This is a genomic window from Providencia sp. PROV076 (genome assembly GCF_028483405.1).
In the GTDB taxonomy this organism is placed as follows: Bacteria; Pseudomonadota; Gammaproteobacteria; order Enterobacterales; family Enterobacteriaceae; genus Providencia; species Providencia huaxiensis.
The window spans coordinates 167,115-193,064 of sequence record NZ_JAMPRR010000008.1 but is presented as its reverse complement, the minus strand read 5'-3'; the positions used below and the strand labels follow the sequence as shown (position 1 = coordinate 193,064).

General features: G+C 37.3%; 27 protein-coding genes. 19 read left to right on the top strand and 8 right to left on the bottom strand.

The features are described from left to right. Window positions 1-45: 45 nt before the first annotated feature. Genes PSF67_RS07340 through PSF67_RS07310 form a run of 7 tightly spaced genes read right to left on the bottom strand, consistent with a single transcriptional unit; the run spans window position 46 to window position 4,343 of the window. A complete protein-coding gene (locus PSF67_RS07340) occupies window positions 46-525 on the bottom strand; it encodes a hypothetical protein (protein ID WP_102138746.1) in 480 nt (159 codons plus the stop codon). Then, window positions 515-1,165, bottom strand: a complete 651-nt coding sequence (locus tag PSF67_RS07335; protein ID WP_272676705.1) for a hypothetical protein — start codon at window positions 1,163-1,165, stop codon at window positions 515-517. The genes PSF67_RS07340 and PSF67_RS07335 overlap by 11 nt, the downstream gene beginning before the upstream one ends. Further along, window positions 1,137-1,694 (bottom strand): hypothetical protein, encoded by a 558-nt coding sequence (locus tag PSF67_RS07330; protein ID WP_231068071.1) that lies wholly within the window; start codon window positions 1,692-1,694, stop codon window positions 1,137-1,139. The genes PSF67_RS07335 and PSF67_RS07330 overlap by 29 nt, the downstream gene beginning before the upstream one ends. After that, window positions 1,678-2,427: a type III secretion system inner membrane ring lipoprotein SctJ gene (sctJ, locus tag PSF67_RS07325; RefSeq protein WP_272676704.1), complete on the bottom strand. Its 750-nt coding sequence runs from the start codon at window positions 2,425-2,427 to the stop codon at window positions 1,678-1,680. The genes PSF67_RS07330 and sctJ overlap by 17 nt, the downstream gene beginning before the upstream one ends. Window positions 2,428-2,430: 3 nt before the next feature. Beyond that, a complete protein-coding gene (gene sctI / locus PSF67_RS07320; protein ID WP_102138750.1) occupies window positions 2,431-2,727 on the bottom strand; it encodes a type III secretion system inner rod subunit SctI in 297 nt (98 codons plus the stop codon). 52 nt (window positions 2,728-2,779) lie between these two features. After that, a complete protein-coding gene (locus PSF67_RS07315) occupies window positions 2,780-3,085 on the bottom strand; it encodes an EscF/YscF/HrpA family type III secretion system needle major subunit (protein ID WP_272676703.1) in 306 nt (101 codons plus the stop codon). Window positions 3,086-3,134: 49 nt separating this feature from the next. Continuing rightward, window positions 3,135-4,343 carry a PrgH/EprH family type III secretion apparatus protein gene (locus tag PSF67_RS07310; RefSeq protein WP_166266116.1) on the bottom strand — a complete coding sequence of 403 codons (1,209 nt, stop codon included), beginning with the start codon at window positions 4,341-4,343 and terminating at the stop codon, window positions 3,135-3,137. 225 nt (window positions 4,344-4,568) lie between these two features. Here PSF67_RS07310 and PSF67_RS07305 point away from each other — a divergent pair, with 225 nt between their 5' ends. The 19 genes from PSF67_RS07305 (at window position 4,569) to PSF67_RS07215 (ending at window position 24,458) form a co-directional block, all read left to right on the top strand. After that, entirely contained in the window at window positions 4,569-5,348 is a 780-nt protein-coding gene (locus PSF67_RS07305) for a helix-turn-helix domain-containing protein (RefSeq protein WP_102138753.1), read from the top strand. Then, window positions 5,338-7,041 carry a type III secretion system outer membrane ring subunit SctC gene (gene sctC, locus PSF67_RS07300; RefSeq protein ID WP_206276897.1) on the top strand — a complete coding sequence of 568 codons (1,704 nt, stop codon included), beginning with the start codon at window positions 5,338-5,340 and terminating at the stop codon, window positions 7,039-7,041. The genes PSF67_RS07305 and sctC overlap by 11 nt, the downstream gene beginning before the upstream one ends. Next, complete coding sequence (gene sctW / locus PSF67_RS07295) at window positions 7,032-8,129, top strand: type III secretion system gatekeeper subunit SctW (protein WP_272676702.1); 1,098 nt, start codon at window positions 7,032-7,034, stop codon at window positions 8,127-8,129. The genes sctC and sctW overlap by 10 nt, the downstream gene beginning before the upstream one ends. Window positions 8,130-8,149: 20 nt before the next feature. Then, window positions 8,150-10,216, top strand: a complete 2,067-nt coding sequence (locus PSF67_RS07290) for an EscV/YscV/HrcV family type III secretion system export apparatus protein (RefSeq protein WP_166266104.1) — start codon at window positions 8,150-8,152, stop codon at window positions 10,214-10,216. Between the two features lie 97 nt (window positions 10,217-10,313). Further along, the gene (locus tag PSF67_RS07285; RefSeq protein WP_102138757.1) at window positions 10,314-10,718 is read left to right on the top strand and encodes a type III secretion system protein; all 405 of its coding nucleotides are present in this window, start codon (window positions 10,314-10,316) and stop codon (window positions 10,716-10,718) included. A 6-nt stretch (window positions 10,719-10,724) separates the two neighbouring features. After that, complete coding sequence (sctN, locus tag PSF67_RS07280; RefSeq protein WP_102138758.1) at window positions 10,725-12,017, top strand: type III secretion system ATPase SctN; 1,293 nt, start codon at window positions 10,725-10,727, stop codon at window positions 12,015-12,017. Then, window positions 12,017-12,472: a hypothetical protein gene (locus PSF67_RS07275; protein WP_102138759.1), complete on the top strand. Its 456-nt coding sequence runs from the start codon at window positions 12,017-12,019 to the stop codon at window positions 12,470-12,472. Before sctN ends, PSF67_RS07275 begins: the two co-directional genes overlap by 1 nt. Beyond that, window positions 12,444-13,796 carry a SpaN/EivJ family type III secretion system needle length determinant gene (locus PSF67_RS07270; protein ID WP_272676701.1) on the top strand — a complete coding sequence of 451 codons (1,353 nt, stop codon included), beginning with the start codon at window positions 12,444-12,446 and terminating at the stop codon, window positions 13,794-13,796. The genes PSF67_RS07275 and PSF67_RS07270 overlap by 29 nt, the downstream gene beginning before the upstream one ends. A 2-nt stretch (window positions 13,797-13,798) precedes the next feature. Beyond that, the gene (locus PSF67_RS07265; protein WP_272676700.1) at window positions 13,799-14,731 is read left to right on the top strand and encodes a FliM/FliN family flagellar motor switch protein; all 933 of its coding nucleotides are present in this window, start codon (window positions 13,799-13,801) and stop codon (window positions 14,729-14,731) included. Window positions 14,732-14,741: 10 nt separating this feature from the next. After that, window positions 14,742-15,398 carry an EscR/YscR/HrcR family type III secretion system export apparatus protein gene (locus PSF67_RS07260; RefSeq protein ID WP_181490130.1) on the top strand — a complete coding sequence of 219 codons (657 nt, stop codon included), beginning with the start codon at window positions 14,742-14,744 and terminating at the stop codon, window positions 15,396-15,398. Window positions 15,399-15,411: 13 nt separating this feature from the next. Then, on the top strand, window positions 15,412-15,684 hold the full coding sequence (gene sctS / locus PSF67_RS07255) for a type III secretion system export apparatus subunit SctS (protein ID WP_004262998.1): 273 nt from the start codon (window positions 15,412-15,414) through the stop codon (window positions 15,682-15,684). Further along, window positions 15,681-16,475, top strand: coding sequence for a type III secretion system export apparatus subunit SctT (gene sctT, locus PSF67_RS07250; RefSeq protein ID WP_102138763.1), 795 nt, complete (start codon window positions 15,681-15,683; stop codon window positions 16,473-16,475). The genes sctS and sctT overlap by 4 nt, the downstream gene beginning before the upstream one ends. A gap of 17 nt (window positions 16,476-16,492) precedes the next feature. Further along, the gene (locus PSF67_RS07245) at window positions 16,493-17,575 is read left to right on the top strand and encodes an EscU/YscU/HrcU family type III secretion system export apparatus switch protein (RefSeq protein ID WP_272676699.1); all 1,083 of its coding nucleotides are present in this window, start codon (window positions 16,493-16,495) and stop codon (window positions 17,573-17,575) included. Window positions 17,576-17,710: 135 nt separating this feature from the next. Further along, window positions 17,711-18,205 (top strand): type III secretion system translocator chaperone SicA, encoded by a 495-nt coding sequence (sicA, locus tag PSF67_RS07240; protein ID WP_102138765.1) that lies wholly within the window; start codon window positions 17,711-17,713, stop codon window positions 18,203-18,205. A gap of 35 nt (window positions 18,206-18,240) precedes the next feature. Continuing rightward, entirely contained in the window at window positions 18,241-20,154 is a 1,914-nt protein-coding gene (gene sctE, locus PSF67_RS07235; protein ID WP_272676698.1) for a type III secretion system translocon subunit SctE, read from the top strand. A 20-nt stretch (window positions 20,155-20,174) separates the two neighbouring features. Then, window positions 20,175-21,503, top strand: coding sequence for a type III secretion target, IpaC/SipC family protein (locus tag PSF67_RS07230; RefSeq protein WP_206276891.1), 1,329 nt, complete (start codon window positions 20,175-20,177; stop codon window positions 21,501-21,503). A gap of 5 nt (window positions 21,504-21,508) precedes the next feature. Continuing rightward, entirely contained in the window at window positions 21,509-22,555 is a 1,047-nt protein-coding gene (locus tag PSF67_RS07225) for an IpaD/SipD/SspD family type III secretion system needle tip protein (protein ID WP_272676697.1), read from the top strand. A gap of 77 nt (window positions 22,556-22,632) precedes the next feature. Further along, on the top strand, window positions 22,633-24,195 hold the full coding sequence (locus PSF67_RS07220) for a hypothetical protein (RefSeq protein ID WP_272676696.1): 1,563 nt from the start codon (window positions 22,633-22,635) through the stop codon (window positions 24,193-24,195). Between the two features lie 8 nt (window positions 24,196-24,203). Next, on the top strand, window positions 24,204-24,458 hold the full coding sequence (locus PSF67_RS07215) for an acyl carrier protein (protein ID WP_195698021.1): 255 nt from the start codon (window positions 24,204-24,206) through the stop codon (window positions 24,456-24,458). Between the two features lie 68 nt (window positions 24,459-24,526). On the opposite strand, the gene PSF67_RS07210 is transcribed toward PSF67_RS07215, so the two are convergent. Beyond that, window positions 24,527-25,915, bottom strand: a complete 1,389-nt coding sequence (locus PSF67_RS07210; RefSeq protein WP_102138769.1) for an amidohydrolase family protein — start codon at window positions 25,913-25,915, stop codon at window positions 24,527-24,529. Between the last annotated feature and the right edge of the window lie 35 nt (window positions 25,916-25,950).

The following is a 25,950-nucleotide window of genomic DNA, read 5'->3' as shown; positions in this document are numbered from 1 at the left end:
CGAGGGATAATAAATGTAAGATGAGAATGGTAGGGGAGCTGATTATCAGATTAGTAATTCGTCTTCCTCATCATCATTCCCTTCTAAACTAATATTAGTCATATTATGACGAATTTGGTTGTTAAGAGGAATACTCATCAAACTGATAGACATATAATGGTTGAGTGAGCGCTTAAATTTTTTATTCAGTGAGGAGAGTTCAGGATCACTTGATGACTGTAATGTTTGGCTAACACCCGCAATAAAGTTTTGTTTTTCATCTTTACCCAATGTAATCATAGTCTTAAATACATGAGAAAAAAATATTTTGTCATCCCCTTTTGATTTAAGCTCATCAATAAATTTGTTAATTTTATTTATTTCTTTAGGGGATAGATCTATTTTTTCACTGGATTGATACGTGTTTTGGCGTTCCATGTTTTTTCCTTGCCATAATGAATTCATTTTACTTTGAGTATTCTCAGGATGAATTTGAGATTCATTGTGTTGAGGAGTGATAACCTTAGCTTGTAGATCAGTCAGCATCTTTGTGTTCTTCCTGTATTGAATTTATTGTTGCTATCAAGTTTTGATAGGCCTTTCTATGCATTTTTAAAATGTTGCATTGTGTTGGAACAGAAAATACATGAGGAATAATATTTTTAGAGGCAGTAATAGGGGAGAAATAGGTAATTTTATTATCAACCTCTAAGGCAATTGTGTTATCAGCAGTGGTTGAAATTTTCATATCAGAACCACTTTTGGCAATACGAGCTTGCATTTTCGCAGGTAGGTGTAATGTAGTATTGGCTATTTTTGCGTATTGCTTTTTAAAATAAGCTGCAACCGCCTCTTGTAGATGGTTATCACCAAAAATATCATTCAATATTTTCATCAGCTGCTCTTTGCTTTGACTGGTATTTTCTTGGTACTTAATTTCACTGGTCTCTATCGCATTAATAAAATCCGTTAATAATTGTTTGATACCGTCGTTATAGCCTTGTTGATAAGCCGTCTGGTAGAGCGCTTCTTGCTGTTGTTCTGCTTGTTGGTAATATTCACTTGCCTTTTTTTGAGCATATTGAGTGATAGTTTTGTGGTATTTATCGGCACTCAATGCTTGGTATTTGATCAAGACTTTCTCAGACATCGTCTGTTTAACATTTAGGGGTGTTTTCTCTGACATATCGACATGTTTCTTCAATAGTATTCCAAGGTAGCATCGTTTTTACGGATGAAGGTATAAGTTGCTGAGTTTCAAGACTAAACATATATTTAGCTCGAAGAGTGTAAGCGGTGCCAAAGGGGGCTAAACACATCAATAATTGTTGTGCTCCAAGGGCCGTTAATACCTGTGGTGAAGTCGTGGGTTGATTTTCTGACTGCCAAAGTGGGCGACTTAATCGTGTATGTAATACACGGTATTTGGAAAGTTCAACCCACCAAGGGAGAGGTTCGGCGTGTAACAGAACCCCTAAGCCTAACGCCACCTCCGGTAGTAAAGCCCAATGTTCAGATAATATTTTGGGTAATAAGGGGGTTTTCTCATTGGGTAAAGGCAATGAGTATTGCAGAATCAATTGCTGGTTATGTTTACGTTGCAGTAAAGGAGGAAAGTCGTTATATCCGACCCCATTAAATTCGCTATGGAAATAGCAGCCTGGGGCGAGGAAAATGTTTCCTTGTGCAATGAGTAGGTTATTCAGCGCTGTCATCAGCAGGTTTCTCCACTAGATTAGTTGCCGGTTTTTTGTTACTTAGCTGGCGCCACAGTAATAGTAAAATAGTCAACAGAATGATAATCGCAGCGATAATTGAGCTGATTATGATTGGATTAAAAGTATATTCCGGTTCTGATTTAATTTGATATTGCAATGGTGGCCGGTTGACAACGACAACGGAGACATTATCGTAATTTGCTTCAGCAAAACTGTTTGTTAGAAACAGTTTAATTTTATGCATCATCATCTGAGGATCTTCACTTCCAGAATAGGTAACCAAGCTAGATACATTTTGTATTTGCTTGGTCGGATTATTACCATTTAATGGATAACTGACATGAACTCGAGCATTAATAATATCGGGAATGGTGAGCAGTGATTGCTCAAGGCGTTGTTCAATTAAAGAAAGTGAACGAGTACGTTCTGCTTGTGGCGATGCCACCAAAGAATCACCGGGGAATGCTTGAATGATTTCTATTGGTTCTTTTGATGGTAAGTTATATTGGCGCAGTAAATCTACTGCAATAACAAAATCACTAGGTTGAACGCGAATGGAATCCCCACTTTTATTATCTTGTTTACGCGTAGCCTCAACACCATGCTCTTGTAGTATGGCTAATACTTCGTTACTTTGTCGTTGGCTTAACTGACTGAGTAATAACTGGTTATCACAACCTACTAAGAAGCTAATAAACCCAATCAAGATAAATTTCTTTAAAATATTCATGGTTTATTGGGCTTTTAAGACTGTATCAATCGCAGAGACACTTTTATGCGTCAGTGTACTAATCATGTTCATCGTCAGGCTGTAATTACCGACACGATTTTGAAATTGTAGTAATTCGGCAGGGTTACTTGGGTCAATATTATTTACACTCTCAGTTAATGCTTTTTTTTCTTGGCTGGCGGTTGCGGTGTATTCAGCAAATAGCTTTTTGACTTTGTCTTCAATCGGAAGAGATGATGGGAGAACGGATGTTGTTTCTGTTGGGGTGGTAAGCAGTAAATGTGGTGTAATAGCTAACATAAATTATTTCCTAAATAAAGCAGAGCATTATATTAAATAATGCTCTTAAAAATTAAACGTTACGAATAATGGCTTGGTCAGTATCTTTAATTGATTTCATAAAGTTACTCTGTAATTGGCGTGCCATATTATAGTTACCACTCATGGCGGTGATTCTTGCCAATACTAATGGGTTATCGACTTCTAAATTTGTTGAGGAAAGGATTGTGTTCAATTCATCTCCGAACTGTTTAGCTTTAGCACTGATACTTGCTGAGGTTCGATAGATCATACCCAAGCCATCTTTATTTTTTTCCTCGATTTCTAAATTGGAGCTTACCCAACGGCCATTATCTAAGCCTGTAATTATATCTGCCATTTTGTTTCCTCTTTATCTGTAAAGTTATACTAATTAATATTTTGTTAAGTTAAAAACTGATTGAATTTAAAAACCAATGATTGTTTCCTAGTAAAATATAACCATTGGCATTGGTGACAAATGATTTTCCCACAAGAGTATTATTTGCAAGGGAAATGGAGAATTGGATATGGTTTTCTCCCCATTGTTTATAAAATGAATTCGTAAAGTTAATCAGCGAGGCAGTTTGGTTGTCATCTAAACTGTCTTTTATTATAAAGATAACTTTATTATCTTTAGTAATTTTACGCCATTGAACATTACTTTCTGTTAATCCCAACTCTGCTTTTTGTAATAATTCACCAAAAATAACCTGTTTTATTTCACTTTTAATGTAGCAGTGGAAGTAGCTAGATAATAGTTTGTCTATTTTCTCCTCTGTATCAGTTGATATATTATTAGCTATAGTAGTTATTTTAGGGTTGCAGGGATTGCTAAGATCTATTTTTAATGTGTCTGGAAATACTTCAATGATTTTGTTTTCAATTTCTTTTTCGAGTTTATTTATTATTTTAATTGAGAATTTTTCATTGTATTTAGCTTTGACTAGGCGTTGCATACTCCAATCAGCATCTCTTTGTGTTTTGACTACAATGAGGCTTTCGTTATTTACACTTTGAGTTACAGTAATAGGATAATGGCTACCTTGAAGTATGTATTCTAATGCTTTTACTTTTTTCTCAGCACTTTGGGTAGGAATATATTGGAAAGTAACGTAAGCAATAAATATTGAAAATAAAGTAAAGAAAAAGACCAACATCGTTTGTTTATTAAAAAAACTTTGTTTTTCCTTGGTCGATTTTTTTATTTTAGATTCGATGATAGGTAATGGATCTTTCACTTCCGAGATTAATACGTCTTCAAGCGTTTGGGGGCTTTGCCAATCGGTATCTTGCATTTTTATTGCAATAGGAAATATATCAGCCAAAAGTAATTGCTGAAGAATGATAGGGATTTCAGTACTTAACCCATTATCATTTAGCCGAATTGCCATACCACTTTCAGTATGTTGATTCGCTGTAATAATTGAAAATTCACAAGCAATACCATCGCTAGGGATTTGGTAAGTTGTAAATCCATCATCATTGATGTCAGTTTTGTATTCTAAGCCGTCACCAATGATAATAAGATTGTTATCTGTATTAACCATTAATTCTTGGCCAGTCATAGGGCCACTAGCAATCTTTATTATGCATGTTTGGCTATTTGTATCACTCATAAAAATAATCTCATGGAATTAATTTCATTCTAGTTATGGATTTATTGGGTCGTTATTGGCCGCAAGTAAAACAAGAAATATTTATTTTGTCAGTTGAATTGTTCTTATTCATTCACACCTTTAATTTGAAATGAAAAGTATGAAGGATTCCAGAGTATTCCCTTGAGGTATTCTTATTTATCGCTCATTCTGTGTACACAAAATTACGTTAATAAGGCCTATATAATGTCAAACAAAGATATTGCTACATTATTAGAAAGTAGAGGCTGTTGCTTTTCTTTGCAGGATAAATTGGTCTTGGCTATACCCAATAAGAATGCAACGCCTTTTTTTTATAAATCTCTATATTCAAATTTAAATATTTCAATCGAAAATCAGTCTATATTTATCTGCCAAGAGAATGAGTGGGAGTCAATAGATAAATCACATTGGCATGTGTACAAAATGGATTTGTCAGAATTAGTTGAAATTTTAGCAATTATTGACACAGCGACAGGGCAAGCATTTCTCTCTAAAAAAGAGAAACTAAAAACGGATGAAAGTTGCCAAAACGAATTTATTGTATTACCTGAAGATTTTTCATTAAATATCTCGATTAAAAATATAGTTATTGATTTGATTATTAGAAATCATCCTGTATTTGATAATTGGTGTGAAATATTAAGACGATATGAAGCCTATGGCATGATGCGATTTCTTCTTACTTCTGCTCAAGATGACAAGAATGCCAATATTAATCAGTTATGTGTGCGTTATGGTATATCAGCCTCTTATTTTAGGCAGCTTTATCGAGAAAACTTTAATAAAACGGCAAAGCGAAAAATTATGAGTGTTCGTATGGCTAATGCAATTCTACAGCTAATAGAAAGTGATGACTCAATATTAGATGTAGGGCTGGAAGCTGGTTATTGCTCAGCATCTCATTTTACTAATGATATTAAAAAAGAGTTAGGTCTAACTCCATCAGAAATTAGGCACATTGGAGCAACATTATATGAGCAGTAAAAAAAATCGAGTGTTAGGGTTAACACTCTTTTTACTGAGTATGAATTACTATTCGGCACAAGCAGAAGTTATTGTGGCTGAGCCAGTCACGCAGTCAAGAAATCACGATACATTTGTCGCAAATAACATTGCGGTAGGTAAGGTGTTTGATGCGGTCGCGGAGCGTTTAAATAAACCGATTATTCTTAGTAAATTAGCTTCTCAAAAAAAAGTAACGGGTAATTTTAATTTGGCTAATGCAGATGAAATGTTTAAAGCGTTAGCTCGGAGAATTGCGCTAGTGTGGTATGACGATGGTGCTAGTATCTATGTCTACGATAATAGCGAAATGCGTAGCGCGATTATTCCAACGAATAATGTCAGCAGCAATCAGCTGCTTAATTATATTCAACGAAACGGCATTTATGACTCACGTTTTCCTGTACGTTCACAAGAAGGAGAAAGGTTATTATTTGTTTCTGGACCACCTCTGTATATTGAATTAATTAAAGCGGCTTCTTTATACCTTGCGGAACAAATTAGGAAAGAGGAATTGTCTAGTGGTGAAGTTGCGGTTATTCCACTAAAGCACGCCTCCGTAACTGATAGAAGTTATTCATTACGTGGACAAAATATTACGATCCCCGGCTTGCTGAATGTGATTAATAACTTATTTAAAAATGGGGCCGCAATTGATGAAACGTTAACTATCCAGCCTCCATCGGTAGCTATTAACTCAACAGGCGATTCAATTGATGAATTGATGGACGCGCCAATTGGTGACTCACTACCTTCTGCGAATAAGTCCCAGTTGGTAACGAAAAGGTCCACTAATAGTGCATTTTCTCTGGTGGCACATCCTGACAGTAATAGTTTGATTGTTAAAGGAAGCCAAGAACAAATTCGTTATGTTCGACAGCTGGTGAATACATTGGATATGCGTCGCCGCCAAGTGGAGCTGTCATTATGGATTATTGATATTACGCGATCTGAATTAGATAATTTAGGTGTGAATTGGGAAGTTGGCACATTTAATACGGGAACGGGGTCAGTATCATTTAATCGCAGTACATTATCGAACAGCCAGCAATTCCTATTACAGATTGATGCATTAAATAAGACAGGTAACGGACACATTGTTTCTCGTCCAGTGCTATTAACCCAAGAAAATATCCCCGCTTTATTTGATAACAACACCAGTTTTTACGCCAAATTACAAGGTGAACGCATTGCGACTCTTGAACAAGTCACTTATGGCACCATGGTGAGTGTGATGCCACGTATTTCTGCGGGTAATAACGTTGAAATGGAAGTCAATATTGAAGATGGCGCAGAAAATCGCGACAGCATGGGTAAAACATCCAGCGTAGAAGGGTTACCTGCCGTTAACCGAACTAGCATTAACACAGTTGCGCGTATTGCGAAAGACAGTAGTTTGCTTATTGGCGGTTATACACGTGAACAATATGTTGAAAATGAAAGCAAAATTCCTTTTTTAAGCGATCTTCCTTATGTGGGAGGATTATTTAGCCATTCATCAACTAATCAGCAGAAGATGGTTCGTTTATTTCTAATCCAACCGCGTTTATTGGATGAAAATGAAGGATGGGATGGGCGACAATTTTCCGAAAAGACGCGGATCAGCAACCATGATAGTCAGCTGCACGGTACTGTTCAATTCCTTCAACAATACATGAGTGAGTCATGGCAATAACCCCACTGAGTTTTAATAACCGTTTTTCAGTTAATACTCAAAACAAAAGTCGTACACCAGTGAGTAGTAATGATGACTCTGATGAAGTAGCTCGTGGTGCGGGTGTTATTGATAGCTCCAGTGAATATGCATCAATGTCGATGTTGGCTGCAAGCCATGTGCGTCGAGGAAGTTCTAAAAAGGGCAGTGAAGAAGAGTGGATGCAATTTTCTGAACGCATCTTAGATAAAGATGCGGATGACAAAGTATTGCATATAGAAGGGTTACTTAATAAACAGTTAATGACCCCAAAACAGTTACGAGCATTTTTACTACAATTTTTTACTGACCCGAGTGACCTGTTAATGCTTCTTGCCGCATTAATCAATCGGAAAAAATTAAAAAAAGAACAAATTGATAACCTTGAAGCTTTAGTGGAATTACTACAGGCAGAAGACACTAAACGGAGTGCTCAAGCTGGTATTAATATTGCGTTAATCGCAAAAGCATTTGCTAAGAAATTTAAGTTAAGTTCTGGTGATTTACGTACGGTATATCGTGAATTTATCAGTTATGACGGGCCGGTTGTTTATTTATATGAACAATGGGTAGAAGAAATGGATATCCAAGAGCGTGAAAATATAATGCGTTACCTTGGTCGTGCCCTTGCTTGTGATTTACAAACGTTACCTTTGGGTGATTTAAATATTAGTGCATTTAGTGTTTTTTTTAATCGCATAGGCCGATTACGAGAACTGCAATCATTAGATTATGTGTTCTGCCAGCAATTCTTTCAATCCGGCTTTTTTCGGCTCAATGAAAACTCAAATAAATCAAAACTTGCAAAAGAGCTGAGTCAATTATTTACCCATGGTATTCGTAGCCAAGTTGGTTTTGAAACAGCAGTCATAACTTTTATTTCTGAGGAGCTAAAAGTCATGACTTCAGATATGCGCGGCAGATTTTTACAACTCTTATTGCTGGCTTTTACAGTTATTCCTACGACTGTATTTAGGTCAATGGAAGCAAGAGAGCAATGTATCGAACAATTAAAAATACTCATGGACCAAATTATGGTGCAAGAGCAAATACTACACCGACAGTCATAGTGCGACAGGAAAATTACTCCATGAAAAATATAACCGGATTTTTATTACAAGTCCGTAATCGTCCAGAGCTAATGGTATTAATCATCATGGTTATGGTTATTGCGATGTTGATTATTCCATTACCCACAATATTGGTCGATTTATTGATCGGCTTAAATATTATGATCTCAGTACTGATTTTTATGAGTTCTTTTTATATCACTCGGATCCTAAATTTTCAGTCGTTTCCATCTATTTTACTTATTAGTACGCTATTTCGACTTGCTTTATCAATTAGTACTAGCCGCTTAATTTTATTAGAAGCCGATGCTGGGGATATTATCGCAACGTTTGGTGAATTTGTTATTCAAGATAATTTAGTCGTTGGTATGGTGGTATTTGCGATTGTCACCATTGTACAGTTCATTGTTATTACTAAAGGGTCTGAACGTATTGCTGAAGTCGCTGCACGCTTTTCCCTTGATGCAATGCCTGGAAAGCAAATGAGTATTGATGCCGACCTACGGGCGGGTATGATTGATGAGGCGGGAGTTAAAGAGAAGCGAGGCGATCTCGAAAAAGAGAGCCAGCTATTTGGTTCTTTCGATGGTGCGATGAAATTCATTAAAGGGGATGCGATCGCGGGTATTATCATCATTTTTGTTAATTTAATTGGTGGGATATCTGTTGGTACAGCTCAGCAGGGAATGGATGTTTCAACTGCTCTGAATACTTTTTCGTTGTTAACGATTGGTGATGGTTTAGTCGCACAAATACCTGCACTACTTATTTCTATCAGTGCGGGTTTTATTGTCACTCGAGTGGGGGGTAATGATAAGAACTTAGGTGAAAATATTGTTTCGGAGCTATTTGCGAATGACTTTACGATTTTAATTACAGCACTTATTGTACTTTCCATGGGGTTTTTACCAGGTTTCCCAACCATTATATTTTTACTGTTATCAGGGCTTCTTATTGGGTTATTTGCTTTCAGATATTTTAAAAAGCAAAAAGATAAGCAAAAAACAGTTAAGGGTGAAGCTGAAATCATTAATCCAGATGTGACGGAAGGTGAAACTCAAAGAGAAAATAGTGATATTGAAGATGAATATATTCCAGAAACATTACCAATTATTATTTCGGTTAATCAAAAATATAAACAACATTTAGAGCAAAATAAATTTCTATCCAGAATGAAAAAAGATATTTTTATTCGTTATGGATATAGGATACCGGATATTGCTGTTAATTACTCACCAATAATCCCTGAAAATAAAATAGTGATACTAATTAATGAAATCAAAGCAGGAGAATATGATATCTATTTTCATGGATATCGTTTATTGACTATCAATGATGAACCTGAATATCTTGGTATGACATTGACAAAGTTTACGGATGAATATGGCTCAGTGAGCACGTGGTTTGAACAAAAAGACCTCACGAATATTGAACAGCTCGGTTTAATGGCTCGTGATGACGTAACAGAGGCTATTGATTGTGTCAGTACCTTGCTGTTGAGATTTATTAATGAATTTTTTGGTATTCAAGAAACGAAAAATTTACTTGATGACCTTGAGAGAAAATACCCTGAATTACTAAAAGAGTGTTATCGCCATGCTACGGTACAAAAAGTCACCGAAGTTTTTCAACGCTTATTAATGGAAAAAATATCAGTTCGTAATATGAAATTGATTATTGAAACCTTAGTGCAGTGGGTACCAAAAGAAAAAGATAGTTTGATGTTAGTCGAACATGTAAGAAGTTCAATGGCGCGTTATATTTCATCTCGTTTTTCTGTAGATGGGCGATTGAATGTCCTCATGATTAACTCACAGCTGGAAGACACGATACGTCAAGGGATCAGGCAGGCTTCAGGTGGCATGTATTTACATCTTGAGCCTGAAAAAACCAATGAGTTGATACAAGCTGCGGAACTCGCTTTAGAAAACAGTTACCTATCAGTCAGAGATGTAAATATTTTAGTGCCTGTTGACATTCGTCGTTTTGTCAAAAAAATCTTAGAAGGTCGTTTTCCTGAGTTAGAAGTACTTTCTTTTAATGAAGTTTCTGAGATGGTCAAGGTCAATGTGGTTAAAACCATATAATCAAAAAATTGACGTTATTAACAAATAAAGCAACTGAATTCAATATAACTAAAAATATTGAATAATTAAAATATATTAAAAATATAAGGATCACCCAATGAAATATAGATTTATAGAAATGCTTAATGAATTTTTAAACACTATGGGACGTAGTGACCTAGTTAACTCTCAGTTAGATTGTCATTCTAACATTCAGTTTGAAATGAATGGTTTTGCTGAAATTAATATTGACCTATCTACAGACGATATTATTATTTGGTGTAGTTTAGGAAACTGTAACTATAGCCATTTAGATGCAACTAGCTCCTTCTTATTAAAATCATTATTAGAATACCCACCAAATAATTTTTATCCAGGCCAACCTGCATTGAACATTGTGAATGATGCTTATGTTCTTTCTGCGGTTTTAAAAGAATCAGCCTTAAATAATATACAATTATTTGCAGATAGTTTTGAAGAATTCTTTGAGCGTGCAAATGAGCTTAGTGCTCAGCTATCGTAATCCATTATGAAGTTATTCGATTTCTGCGCGCATCCTGCGCGCATTCATGGATGCCTAATTGAAGCGCCTTTACAGGGTGTTTTTATCGGTGAAATTTGTTTTATTGAGCGTTCTCTTACGCAGCCCGATATTATTGCGAGAGCGCAGGTTGTTGGTTTTAAAGAGGGGCTCACAGTACTGAGTTTAATCGGTCGCGCACAAGGTTTAACGCGAGAAGTGGTTATTCGTCCGAGCGGTTACCCATTCGTATTTGAAGTGGGTGAACATTTAGCGGGTAAAATTTTTAATGCGGCAGGAGAGCAGGTTGGTGCGTTGTGTGAAGACATTTCTGAGCCAATGTTGCTGAATACAAAATTACTACGCATTGATAGTCCGCCTGTGAGCGTGACACAGAGACGACCTGTTTCTGAGCCGATGGTCACAGGGGTACGTGCGATTGATAGCCTACTGACATGTGGCTTAGGCCAGCGTATTGGTATTTTTGCCGCCGCAGGTAGCGGTAAAACCTCATTAATGAACATGATCATCAACCATGCTCATGCAGATATCCATGTCGTTGCTTTAATTGGTGAGCGAGGTAGAGAAGTTATTGAATTTATTGAAGAGTTAAAGGAGTCACCCCATGCAGGACAGACAATTTTAATTTATGCAACTTCAGACAGCCCACCGATTGAGCGATGTAATGCCGCGTTGCTTGCGACTACGATTGCTGAATATTTTCGTGATAGCGGCCGTAATGTATTGTTATACGTCGATTCAATGACTCGATATGCGCGAGCGTTGCGTGACGTGGCTTTGGCTACCGGAGAACTACCCGCTAGGCGTGGTTATCCTGCGTCTGTTTTTGAACAGCTTCCTATGTTATTGGAGCGACCAGGGCAACTAAAGCATGGCTCGATTACTGCTTTTTATACGGTGTTATTAGAAAGCGAAGAAGAAGCTGACCCGATAGGTGATGAAATTCGCTCAATTCTGGATGGTCATATTTATTTGAGCCACAAATTGGCAGGACGTGGGCATTATCCTGCGATTGATATCTTACACAGTATTAGCCGCGTATTCCAAAAGGTGACGACTCCAGAGCATCGCCGGTGTGCAATTGATTTGCGTGACATGATCTCAAGGCTTGAACAAATTCAGCTTTATCTTGAGCTAGGGGAATATCAACGTGGTGAAAGCCATGAAAATGACCGAGCTTTAGATAAAAAAGAGCAAATTGAAGGTTTCTTAAAACAAGCCATGGATGAGCCGATGAATTTCGACAACATGTTAAGTATTCTCAATGAATTGGCATCTTAATGATCTCTAATTTATTGGTTTTAACTGAGCGACGTTTTGACCGGACATTACAAGAACAATCGCAATTAAATTCAATAATAAAGCAACAGCAACAACAATGTATGGATATTCGCCAGCGTATTTCAGTTTTGGCGATACAGGCCGCATCTTATGAAAAATCAGAAGAATTAAGTCGAGCCGCTTTTTGGGAAAGGCAGCGATTGAAGGCGGTGGTTTTAGCGGAAATTGCCCAATTTGAATTTCAAATAGAAACCCTATCAGTCGAAATATCAAAAAATAAAATATTGCAGTCTGAAATTGCTAAACGTGTTTTTATTTTACGTAATAAGTGCGAGAAATTCCGAAATTATCTCAAGCAACAACGTATAGCAAGAAGGTTAAAATCAGAGCTTCAGCAACAAAATGAAATTGAGGAATTATTCGTACATGTCAGTAACAAAAGCGAGCTCATATGAAAATACACATCGTGTGGTGGCCGAAGAAAATGGCATATCATCAACATATAGCACCACTGAATTTAGCCATAACAATATAGCTAAAAGAATGGCAAAAGCAGCGAACGACAAAAATATGTTGGTGCTCTTCGAACATAAGAAGAAGAAGAATCAGCAAAAGGATGCATCTCCGTTCTTAACTGTAGCCCCTCCTTCTATGCAACAAACATCGCAATTAAGTAATTTAGCTAAGGGGATTATTACATATAAAGAGAGCACATATATTGATGAAGGCATCCAGACAGCAGGTCAAAATAAAGAATTCAACACTAAAGGAGTTGAGTCACTAATCAGTCACTATGTATTTACGGAGGATAATAGTGAAAATATTAGTCACATTACTAGCACACCTGCCGTTGATCTTATCGATATATTAAATAAATCAGACATTGATAATAACCTGTCGGCGACGTCGACTATTCCAGTTGAACAAAATATTGTCGATGAAGATGAGACTCCGTTATTTAACACTATGATGGTTGCCTTTCCATTACAGGACATTCAGCAGCGAGAAAAGGGGAAGGCTAACGACCATTCAGGTCAATACGGAAAAAGTAAATTTCAATTAAGTGATGAGATCCAGCTCAATATGGAAAATTCGTTGGCGGAGTTAGCATCTAAGAGTGCTTTAGAGCCAACATCAAAAGAGTTAAAACCGCAGATTAAAACCGGGCAAGAGCATATTAAACATGCAATTGAACCTGCTAGCCATCCTCATATTGACGAACAGCCTTTTACAGAAAATAAGCTAGTTATGCAGCCAGTTGCATCATCGGAAACCTCTTCTTCATATGATAAGAAACGGGTTTCATTACCTGAAAACGCGACAAATAACTTCTCTGACACAACGCAAGATACGATGGTTTCTCCACAAACTACACCTGTAGAAGAGATGGAGTCGCCTACCAATTTTATGGCAACGGTTTTTAATGGGGCGATGTCCTCGTCTGAGCCAGTACAAGCTACACAGCCGAAGCAAGAGGTGCACCGAATACCAGAGCTGATAGAAAATAATCCACTTTTAGGCGAAAGCAAACAGCTGAAAGCGGTATCCCGTAGTCTCACTTACACCTTTAACCAGTGGCAAAGTAGCCCATCAGTGACATTTGAATTAGCATCTAAAGGGGAGTTCGTTGCCTCAACCGCGAGTCAAGAAGTTCAATTGGCATTGAATGAAAATAAGCATTTATTGAACCATGAAACTAGTGTGCATATTCAACGTGAAGATGAGCGCCAGCAGCATCGAAACCGACAGCAGCATGACCAACCGCAAGAAGAAGATTAATTATGTTGAAGATTCGACGGATCAGCTCTCAAGAAAAACAACTTAAAATTTGGCAGCAATGTTACCCAGTTAATGTACAAATAAAACAAGCTAACCGCAGTATTCGTTATTTCCAACTATCGCTAGTAAGTGAAACACAAAAAATAAATGCATTAGTTGCTGTTGAAAGTTGGTGTCAATATCGTTGGCCTAAATTGGTTCATTATGCATGGAATTCATTATCAACAAATCAGTTATGTGAACTGTTTGCTTCTGAATATATTGGAATGACATTTTTCTCCCAGTATTTCCGTTGTGAATCTGTCGAGATAGTTGATGATATACGCATCAACTATCAGCCTTGGTTAATTGCGAAAGAAGCGAATCTTGGAGAAGTATTATTAGCAGAGCCAATTGACGGGCTCGAAAAAAAGCAACGAACCAATCAGATATTTGGTCATTTAAAACTGCAAGCTGATTGGATATTAGGATATAGCTATATCAGCGCCAAACTTTTACAAACCATAGAATTACGTGATGTGTTGAGTATCCAACAATTACAGTTAAATATGTCTGTTACAGGGCAGATACTAGCACAATTTCAAAAGCAAGAAGAAGGACTATTTATGATTGAAGAATTGATGGCACCAGAAGATGAAGAAGAGTTAGTATTTTCTGAAGAAGATGAAGTGCAAGAAATTGTGCGCCCCTTTAATGTAAAAGAAATGAATATCAAATTAACCTTTGTTTTAGGCCATAGTGATATTACTGTCGATGAGCTTTCAAAAATGGAGCCTGGTTATATTTATTCTATTGGTGAGAATAAAGAGCGTGAAGTTAAAGTCTATGCTAATAAACAACTGATTGCGGAAGGCGAGCTTATTTATATTGGCAATAGTGATGAGTTAGGTTTAGAAATCACGCATATTGTAAGCTTGGGAGATAAAAGAGTTTAATATGCCAACAATACCAGATGGAATTCCATTATTAGCGATTATCGCATTCTCTACATTACTACCATTTATTATTGCTGCGGGAACCTGTTATTTAAAAATATCTATTGTATTAATTATGGTTCGTAATGCAATGGGGGTCCAACAAGTTCCTTCTACCATGGTTTTAAATGGCATTGCATTGCTGCTTTCTATTTTCGTCATGATGCCAGTATTACAGGATGTGAATAATCATATGCGACAAGAGCATGTTGATTTTAGTAATGCCGAGTCAATCGATAATTTTGTTGATAATGGATTGGGGGGATACAAAGCTTATTTGAAAAAATATTCAGATCCGCAGTTAGTAACATTTTTTGAATCAATACAACAAGGTCGAAGTGAAGAGGATGTGACTGCTGATGAAGGCGAAGCTACACTGTTTTCTTTATTACCTGCTTATGCATTAAGTGAGATTAAATCAGCCTTTGAAATTGGTTTTTATATTTATTTACCTTTTGTGGTGGTTGATTTAGTTATTTCCAGTATTCTATTGGCGCTTGGTATGATGATGATGAGTCCAGTGACAATTTCTATTCCAGTTAAATTAATTTTATTTGTTGCAATTGATGGTTGGTCACTAATTTCTAAAGGGTTAGTGATGCAGTACATTGAATTAGCGCAGCACTAAAGCGAATAATATTATGGATCAAATTGTTTATTTAAGTAATAAAACGATGTTATTAATCGTTATATTATCTGCAATACCCGTAATAGTGGCGACTGCGGTGGGGTTATTGGTAGGGTTGCTGCAAACCGTCACACAACTTCAAGAGCAAACCTTACCTTTTGGTATAAAATTATTAGCTGTTTTTGGTTCGCTATTTATGATCTCAGGTTGGTTATCCGATAAGGTAATGAATTTTGCATTAGAAACCTTAAGTGCAGCGATCCCCGCTATTGGGCTATTCGGATGAACCAAGAAATACTATCGCTGATGTCCTCACTCTATTTTGTCTTTCAAGAGGGGTTGATAAAAATAGCGTTAGCTTGGTTAAGAATTGCACCGGTGATGTTTTTATTGCCTTTCTTAAGTAATAAACTACTCAATGGTGGAATTATTAAAAACTGCGTAGTGGCTTATATTGCGTTAGGTTTATGGCCCTTTTTTTCTTCTTATGAAATACAATGGGATGAAATTAACTTCGTTGATGTATTTATTTATGAAATTTCGATTGGACTCGTATTAGCGTTGATATTAGCTTTGCCTTTTATGATAGCCAATGTGATTGGCGAGTTAATCGATACACAGCGGGGTGAAACTATTAGTAGTATTGTTGATCCGGCAAGTGGTTCAGAAGCATCAGAGCTGGCGGTCTTATTGAGTCATATCACTTGTATGGTATTTTTAGCTCAGGGAGGAATGTATCAACTCGCTAATATATTCGCACAAAGCTATCAGTTATTACCCTTTGCTCATGGATTTACTTCATTTAATAGCCTCCCTTTAGGGGAGTGGTTAAATAAGATGGTAGTTAATGGCGTTGTTTTGACTGCACCAATATTAGTGACATTATTTATTACAGAGGTTGCTCTAGGGTTATATTCGCGTTTTTGCCCTCAATTAAATGCGTTTTCGTTATCTTTGGCAATAAAATCAATCATCGCATTTTGTGTGTTTTTACTTTATTTTCATAATGAAGTCCCTGACATATTAGTGAACATGATTTCAATTTCACCGCTACGAGATGTATTTATTTCCTCTTAATTGCTACGAGTATAAATATGGCTGAAAAAACAGAAAAGCCTACCGATAAAAAAATTAGAGATTCAGCTAAAAAAGGGCAAAGTTTTAAGAGCAAAGATAGTGTTGCGGCAATTGTATTAGTAGTAAGTGCATTCGTTATTGATGGCATCTCTAGTTTATATGAACTGGGTGGGTTAATGCGTAAAATATTTTTATCTCCAACGGAAATAAAAATTGATGCATTACTTTGGCAATTTTTCACAATATTTTTAAGTATTGTTTTACCCGTTCTATTTGTTTGTTTTTTATCTGGTACGATAATTTCTTTATTGCAAAGTCGATTTAGATTGGCTAGCGAAGCAATAAAAATTGATTTTACCAAATTAAACCCAATTTCAGGTTTTAAAAAAATATTTTCATTAAACTCATTGAAAGAATTAATTAAGGCTATTCTGTATTTGATTGTCTTTATTGTGTCAACACTTGTCTTTTTTATTGTTTGGCGGAAAGATATTTTTATGCTCTACCGAACTATGATAAATGGGGTTATTAGTCAATGGGTTGACCTGTGTGTAACATTTATTGTGGTTTTTCTTGCGGTTGCCCTAATAATTATATTAGTTGACGCAATAGCTGAGTTCTTTTTGTATATTAAGAATTTAAAAATGGAGAAGCAAGAAGTAAAAAAAGAATATAAAGATAATGAGGGAGATCCTCATATAAAAAGTGCGCGTCGAGGAATGCATCAAGAATTACTGTCGGAAGAGGTTAAATCAAATGTCCGTAATTCAACATTTGTAATGGCAAATCCAACGCATATTGCATTACTTATCTATTATGACTCCAGTATTGCACCATTACCTTTTTTATTTTCTAAAAGTAAAGGCCTGCAAGCAAAAGCAATTATTAAATACGCAAAGCAACAAGGTGTTCCAGTTATTAGAGATATAGTCCTAGCAAGGCAAATATGGCGGTCATATAAGAATGACAGCTTTATCGATGAAAAAGGTTTAGAGGATGTTATGCAAATAATATCATGGTTGATGCGTATAGAATTAGTAAAAATGGGCATCGATATTGATAAAGCGTTGGAACAAATGGCTGAAAATGAGATGGATTAACAAAACAATAGCACTCTTAATTAATAATTTATTTATTACTTAAATCGTTTTTTTAAAGAAAGAACTAAATGGGTTAATTATGATGCAAGCATAAAGTGTGCGTTATGTATTGCATATCAACAATAAGGTAAATATATGAATAATACGGAAACAGAGTGTTTTCAAAGCGCTGACATGGAAGGGTTACTTGATAATATCACGTCTGCATTAATGGATGGGGCGACTTATAAAGATATTCACGGGATCCCACAGAGCACAATGGATGGCATTTATTCCTATGCATACGAATTCTATCAGCAAGGTAAATTAAAAGAAGCAGAAACTTTTTTTAGATTTTTAAGTATTTATGATTTCTATAATACAGACTATGTGATGGGGCTGGCGGCTGTCTATCAATTAACGAAGCGATATGACAAAGCAACTGAATTATATGCTCTCGCATTTGTATTGGCGAAAAATGATTACCGCCCACTTTTTCATGCAGGGCAATGTAATTTAATGATGAAAAAAAGTAGTGCGGCAATTCATTGTTTTGAGAGCGTTGTAAAAAGTAGTACCGATGTTGATTTACAAAATAAATCTCAAGCTTATTTAACCGCATTGGAAAAGAAACTAGAAAAACAAGTTTAGAAAATAAAAACCTAATATGAAGTAGAGGAAATTATATGGTTCAAATTACCAATTCAAGTAATGAACGAATAAATAATATTCATACATTTCTACAAGGCAGTAATCCTATTGGATTAGGGGATGATTGCCTCAAGTCGGTATTGGTTTTGGAAATGGCGTGTGAGGAGTTAACGTCAGCAGAGCAGATGAAGCGTAGCCGCATTGAGAACGCACCACAGTTACCGGCACCCAAAAACAATTTATCCGTTATGTTCAAGGCCGCCGCGGCAAAAGAGGAAAAATTATCACTAAAGGAAAAGGGATTTAACGCGTCTTCAATACTCGTTGAGAGCCTTTCAACATTACGCCAATTATTACATGAAGGAAATATTAGTGAGTTAGCTAATCGTCTCCAATTGTTGAATATAGAATCAAATTCACTTCGAGAAAAAGGGAATGATTTATTAAATTCTTTTTCAAATAATACGAATAAAGCCAGCGAACTTAATAATGAAGTTAATGCGTTAAAACAAGAACGTGTTGAAAGTAAAGAGCGTTTAGCGAGTCTTCAGTCTCAGCAAGGCGGCAACCAAGAAGAGATTAGCCTGCAAATTAAGGCGGAAAATACAAAGATTACCAGTTTAGGGACTAAAATTGATAACTTGCTTGAGTTAGCTGGTAATTATGCGAAAGACGCGAATGAAGATGCCAAGAAACTCAATCAATTTGTAGAAACAGCACCACGCCGCGTTGAGGTTGATGGTGAAAAATGGGAAAACACTCTGGCATTGCTCACGATGCTAACAGCTCAGCTGAAAAAATCGATGAATGAAGATTCGATTCGTAATATGAAAGAGCAAGAAGAAGTGATGGCAACCATCAATGAAGCTACCCGAAAAGACTCAGATAAAAAGGCCAAAGAAGCGGAAGAAGCCCAGCGTAAAGCTGATGAAGCAAACAAAGCGGCCTCTTGTGCCAGTAAAATTTTTAGTTATGTGATGCTTGCCGTGTCTGTTATCGCCACCGTTGCGACGTTTGGCGCCGCTGCACCATTAACGCTTGCAGTTGCTGCTATCGGTATTGCTATTTCAGTGGCTGATATCGTTTTAGAAGAAACGGGGCAAAGTAGCCTTATGCAGATGCTAGCAACGGAAATTTCTAGTGCTGTTACCGACATGTTGATGGCTTTTGGTGTTCCTGAGGAAAAAGCGAAACAAATTGGGAGTATTGTTGGAATGATTTTGGCCGCAATCGCATTCCTAGCCCTCTCATTAGCTTCGATGTCATCTTTTGTGAAAAACATCGGTAATGTTGCCGGCAAGGTAGTAAAAACGCTGGCTAAAAATGCAGGGACATTATTGAAAAGCATCATTAAGTCGATGCCAAATAGTTTGATGAGTGCCTTAGGTAATATCGCAAATGGGGCCGGAAAGGTAGGGAAATCGGCAGATGACATGGTAGTGCTTACTAAGTTTAGTAAGTTGGCAGATAGCATTGATGACTTACAGCAAGCCGTAAAAACCACCACTAAGGTCGCTAAAAAAGCCGATGACATGAAAGATATTGCGAAAGCGGCAGATAAAGTCGCAGACCAAACTGACAATGTTACGGGTATCACTAAAAACTCAGATAAAACCGTAAACACGGTTAAAACTCAAAGTGTTGCAGCGGCTCGCCTCGAAGTAGGAATGAAGGGAACCGGAGCGGCATTAACGGTTGCGAATGCGGCGACAACCGGAGGGCTAAATTTGCATGCAGCGGGCCAAATTAGAGATATGAAAGAAATGCTTGCAGGGATGATGCTTAACAGTGAAGCCATTCAAGCGTTGGATGAATTATTAAAAAGCTTATTGAAATCCATGTCTCAAAATTATGAGAAATTTGAGGAAATGTTCAGTGGAATGCTGACGTCATTAAATCATTCAGGTCAAGTGAAAGCCAATACACTGAAAACCGCCCGCTTTGCATAATTAATATAGGAATTTATCAAATGAGTCTTAATATTCAATCAGAACTAAGTAATCCCGTTTTACGTCGTAATCCTGTTAATTTTGGTGACGTTTCCCCAGTAACTAACAGTAATACAAAAGCAGTAGCCACTCCTTTACTGCAGGGAGTGCAATTAAATGATGTGCACACCGTGGCATCAGGGCCTGAGATGCAGATGGACAAGCCATTATTAAAAGTAACTCAATTTTCAATACATGATGACCAGATGCTTGCGGATATTTCTGCGTTAACGAACTCCGATAAGTTAGCCACATTGGATGATCTTCATACCTTCCGAACACTAACGCCAGAAAATATTCAGCAGGCAATTGGCAAGGTGTTAACAGAAGAAAAAAGTCATATTGAACAGCTTATTGGAGATGCTCAGTTACCAGATGAAGCTGATTTAAAACAAATGTCCCAAGCCGTTCAAGTTTTGATTGCCAGTAGTTTCTTCAAAGATTCACCTTCAGGGCGGGTTGATAGTGGTAATAAAGGTCAAGAACCTATTGATAGTATTAAGAATAACTCGTTTGTTGGAATTATTAGTAATGATTTACTGGTGGAGCTGTCGAAAATTATCCGCAAAGTGATGGCAGAAATCAATATTTCAGACCGGCGTATTAGTGCGGAATTTCTGCAATTAAATGCCAAAATGGTACAAGCTTCTGCAGACTCAACAATTCGTGAAGGGAAAGAAACATTTAAAGGCGCGATGATGGGCTTCTTTACTTCTCTCGCGATTACCGCTGCGGGCAGCGCTTTCCAAGCAAGAGGGCTGCGCCAACAACACCAATCGATTAAAAATAACTTAATACCAGGAAATCAAAACATCAGTGGTGCAAGTAAGTTATCTGGGTTAAATGGCAACGTGGGAAGCGATGCAACGAAACCGAATACCTTGAGTTTAGTGGGGAAAGATGGCTCAACAGTGACGCTGAGTAATCAAGCGACACAAAGTCAAAAGAATCTTGCAAGCCAAAGAATTGAAGAAGCAAGCAAACGTACGAAAGATTTGGGGCTGTCACAGCATGAAAAGCACGAGCAAGTCATGAACAAATCTCGCGTGCAAATGGGCGTGGCAGAGCTAGCCTCTCGAATGTCAGATAACGCGGGTCAATTAGCGACAGCGTCAAATCAAGTTAATGTGAAATCGGCAGAAGCGGATAAAATGATTGAACAATCCGTGGCAGACACTGCACGTTCAGTTTACTCCGATAAAGATAAACAAATTGATAAGAGCCAGGATATTGCGAAACAAATGCAAGAGCATTTACGTGAAATTCGTGAAGGTAGCCTAAGAACAATGCAAAGTATGGTAAGAGGCTAAAAGCTATGGGTTGCTGTAATAGTAGCAGTCTAGATAGTTTCTTTGAATATCAGCCGATGGCGGAATTGGTTCCGACAAAGCAAGAACCAATTCCCATTCATGAGGAGAAAACTGCGTCTGATAAATCACATCAGCTCTATCTACAAATCCTTGATAAATTAAATCAAATTCAATATTCGGTGCCAGAAGAGACTTATCAGCAGCAACAGAAAAATCATTCTCCTAAAGAGATTCAGCTTAGAGCGAATACTCTGGAACTCGAAAATAAATATGTGAATGATACTTATGCGGAGGCTAAGGCATTAAGAGCGACAAGAAGAGTGGAAACTCTCGAAGATGGCCGCTCGCATATAAATGGGTTATCTGGAATGATTGATAATATTCATACGAATTACCAAAAAAAATACGGTGAATTAGTAAAAGCATCAACCCAATATATGCAAGATATGAATACCATGGTAAGTAAGCTATCTCGTTATATAGAGGCGGGTGAAGATGGTAAAATACATATCAAATTAGAAGACACTTTAAGGGCTATGGATGAAATGGTTGCGAAATATTCGGGTACGAGTGTAATCAGGGAAGTTGATGGTATTACAGCAGAAAAAAAGAAACCTGCCCGAAAAAGTGTTGGCGAATATTTTGGAAAATGGAAGCCTGATTTTGATAATGCTGAGCCGCTAATGGAGATAAAAGGTACTGAGCAAGAGTATGCTTTTTGGGAAAAAAAATTATCAGGGCAAGGGTTTATTATTGAGCGAATGGATGGAAAGTTATGCGTATTTCCAGATTTAAAGCCAGTAAAAGAAATTTTTTATGCATTGAATCACTCTTCGGCAACTTGGGATAAAGATGGTAGTGATATTTTGTCACAAGAATACCAAAGCTTACAAACAGCCATTGATAGTCAAAAAAATGCGATTAATAGCTCAGTATCACGTTTATTAGAAACCTTTCGACAAGATAATAGCCATTTTGAAACCTTAACTCAGCTACTTATTCAACTCTATAAAGATTTACAGCAATATAATAATGGCTACGTCAATATGTAATGTCAGAATTTAAATTTAACCTATAGAGTGAAACTATATATTTAATTTCACTCTATACTCGAAAATAAGGAGGGACAATGGAAATAAAAAAATTAACTTCAAGCCAAAATAAATCATTACCTATATTTGAAAATAAAAAATCATTTTCAAATAATATAAATGAAATTAATAATACAGGTCAGGAAGCTCTTTTTCCTGTCAAAGAAAAATGTATTAATAAAATATATGATATTCCAGGTGATAATAAAGGGTTACATCCTAGTAATCAGGATTTGCAGGCGAATATAGTTAAATCGCTATTAAGCGAGAAATACCCTGATATTAGTTTGGAAATGATAACCAAAACCCAAAATTTAGGGGCTGATGGCTATTTAGAAGAAAAAGAGTTGCAATATATTTCTAAAAATATATTTGTTGTTTTGACATTGTTAACTGATGAGGAAATTAAAAAGTCAAATATATTAGACTGTATGGCAAAATTAATTAAGCAAGTTAATGATAGTAATAATAAAGATACTAAACAGCTGGCTAAATCATTGAAAGAAGTCTTTAAAGCAATGCCTTTTAATAATATCTGGAGTGAAAGAAATATTGATGATTTGTCTCAACGTTTTTTTAATAAATATGTTAAGCCTAAAGCTAAAGAAAAATTAACATCTTTGTTAACTGAAAAAACCATCGAAGAATTCCCGATCGATAAATTATTTGTTAATTTTCTTTTTAACACAAAAAATGAATTAATTATGGAAGCGAAAAATCAGCTGAAAAAACATAAGTCTGATGGATCAGTTGATAAACACTTACATCTAGATATTATATTTTCGGGGGTGGAACAGTATCTTGAAACTATGAAGGAGTTAACTGTTTCTATAAAAACGGATGATGAGACTGAAAATACGGCAGCTCCAAATCCAGATAAAAAGATCAAACCAGAGGATAGCGTGGATGGTGGTAACGAAAGTATTTCTGATGACAACAAAGAAGCGCCCTCTCCGCCAACTAAACCTATAACGGTTAACGTTAACAATATCTATAATGTGATGCAGGGGACTGCAAACACAAATACAAATACAAATGATAAACATGTAGATCCTAAAGAGCAGCAGGTTGAAGGTAACAATCAAGAAAATGGTCAAGTCGCTAGTCAACAAATGATAGATGATATGGCACTGGATGGAATGAATAAAAAACCAGCAATAGATTTTAATGTTTTATTGGGGATAAAAGATGCAGCCAAAGAAACAAAGCCTAATGTAGACCCAATAAGACAAGAAGCCCTTTTGGAATCCCGGCCTTTATTAGTGAGGAAATCAAATACTATTGCTCAGGAGCAGCTGAACTATTCAGCACCTTCAAGGCAGGAAACTACGTTTTCACCTAATACTTATCAAAAGGACAAAAATAACCGCTGGGTACTCAAAGAGCAAAAAGATCAAAAAGCGGTGACATTATCAGCAAATGGCGCACTCACCCGTAATTTATTAGATAAGGCAATCTACCAAGGCGACCGTGAAGCAGTTAAAACAGTCGTGGATACTTACTCACATATTCCAAATACGGGTAAGCCAGTGACGTTAACTGAAAGAGGTGCGTTAACGCGTGACCAAAGCAAGAAAGACGCTTACACCACACCAGAGTGAGAAACCAATTGAAAAATGAACAAACAGACATTCACTGGCAATGGCTTTCAGAGCAAATTCAATTCATACGGACTTATTCGGGCATCGAAAAGGTCCTTACGATAGATTCTGAGTTGATCCGTGATGTCCATATTGATTCGCTGGAAATGTTAGAGTTGATAGCGGCTATCGAGCAGTATACAGAGCAGCCAATTCACGATGCAGTTTGGATGAAATGGCATAATTTACGAGACATTGTCGAGTACCTATTGAGTGTCAAATAAAAACAGAAGGCCACGGTATTTAACCGAAGCATAAAAGAATAGCCCCTATAGGCGCTATTCTTTTATCATTATGCTGCAGACTTTGGCATCATTCCGTGGGCTAAATGGCCTTTATGGAAAGTCGCGAACCTTGGTGAGATCCGTGCGACGGCTTCGGCAGAACAAGATGCATCGAGTAGCACAAAGCTGGCATCATCCCCTTTAGCTGGCCACACTTGTTGGCCTTTTTCATCTAACGGCAGAATATTGCCTGTTGCGATGGCAAGTGAACGGGATAGCGATAGCTCATCAGGGCGAGTATACAGCTGCGCGTACAAATTGGCTTTTTCTAGCATATCGCCTAGGCCAAAGGGCGACCAATGGTCAATCACACTGTCCGTTCCGGTCATCACAAATACCCCATTTTTATTTAGGGTTTTCAGTGGCATATGCAGTGTGCCAATCGGGACGGTAGAGGCAATGGTGATTTGTTGCTCAGCTAACTGTTTTGCCGTTTTTTCCGCTTGTTCAGGGGTGAGTGTTGCCAGTGCAAAGGCATGGCTGATGGTTACTTTGCCGCGCAAGCTGCGGTTTTCATCCACTGTTTTAATCATATAATTGATAGCGGCAACGCCTGCTGGGCTCGTTTCATGCAGATGAATATCCACGCCTTTGTTGTAGTCCAACGCAATTTGGAACATCGAATCGAGGGATTTTTCCATCGCGCTATCTACATTGGTTGGGTCTAAACCGCCAACGTAATGAGCGCCTGCTTGCATGGCTTCACGCATTAAACCTTCTGACTTGGAGTGTAATAAGCCATGTTGTGGAAAGGCGACAATTTCGCAAGTGAGGTCTTGTTGGTGTTCACCAAGCACTTTTTGTAAGGCTTCTAAATTTTTTAAACCGGAAACGGGCTCTATATTACAATGGCTACGCGCAATCGTTGATCCTTGGGATTGGATCAGTGCGATCAGCGCATTTGCTCTTTCTTCCGTGAAGGGTTGTAATTCAGGTAACAATTTTTGCTCTAACGCGATCATATCCATGATGGTTTTGCCTTCACGTGACTGTGGTGCTTGCCATGGCCCGCCATAGAAGGTTTTATCAAGGTGGATATGCATGTCACGAAAGGCCGGTAGCATCAGTTTACCTTGCGCACTATAGGCATTTAATGTGCCATCTGCATGCTGTTTATTCGGTAAAACAGCTGCAATTTTACCGTCCCGGATTTCTACCGTATGTAATGCGGTTTGGGTGCCGACGACCGTTGAGTCCTGATAATTAAAGCCAGTTTCGAGTAATACGTCATCGAGGTAATAATGTTTATCCGTAATACTAGATAGGCCTGCTTTTTGGCTAGTTTGGCCTTGAGCGGAGGCAAAGCCCGATACCGCGCCGAATAAAGTGCAAGCGGCTGCGACTTTAGCGCTGGTGGAAAGGAACTCTCTTCTGCCTGATGATTTTTCTGCTTTCATAGAAACTCCTAGTGATATCCATTTACTGTCGAATT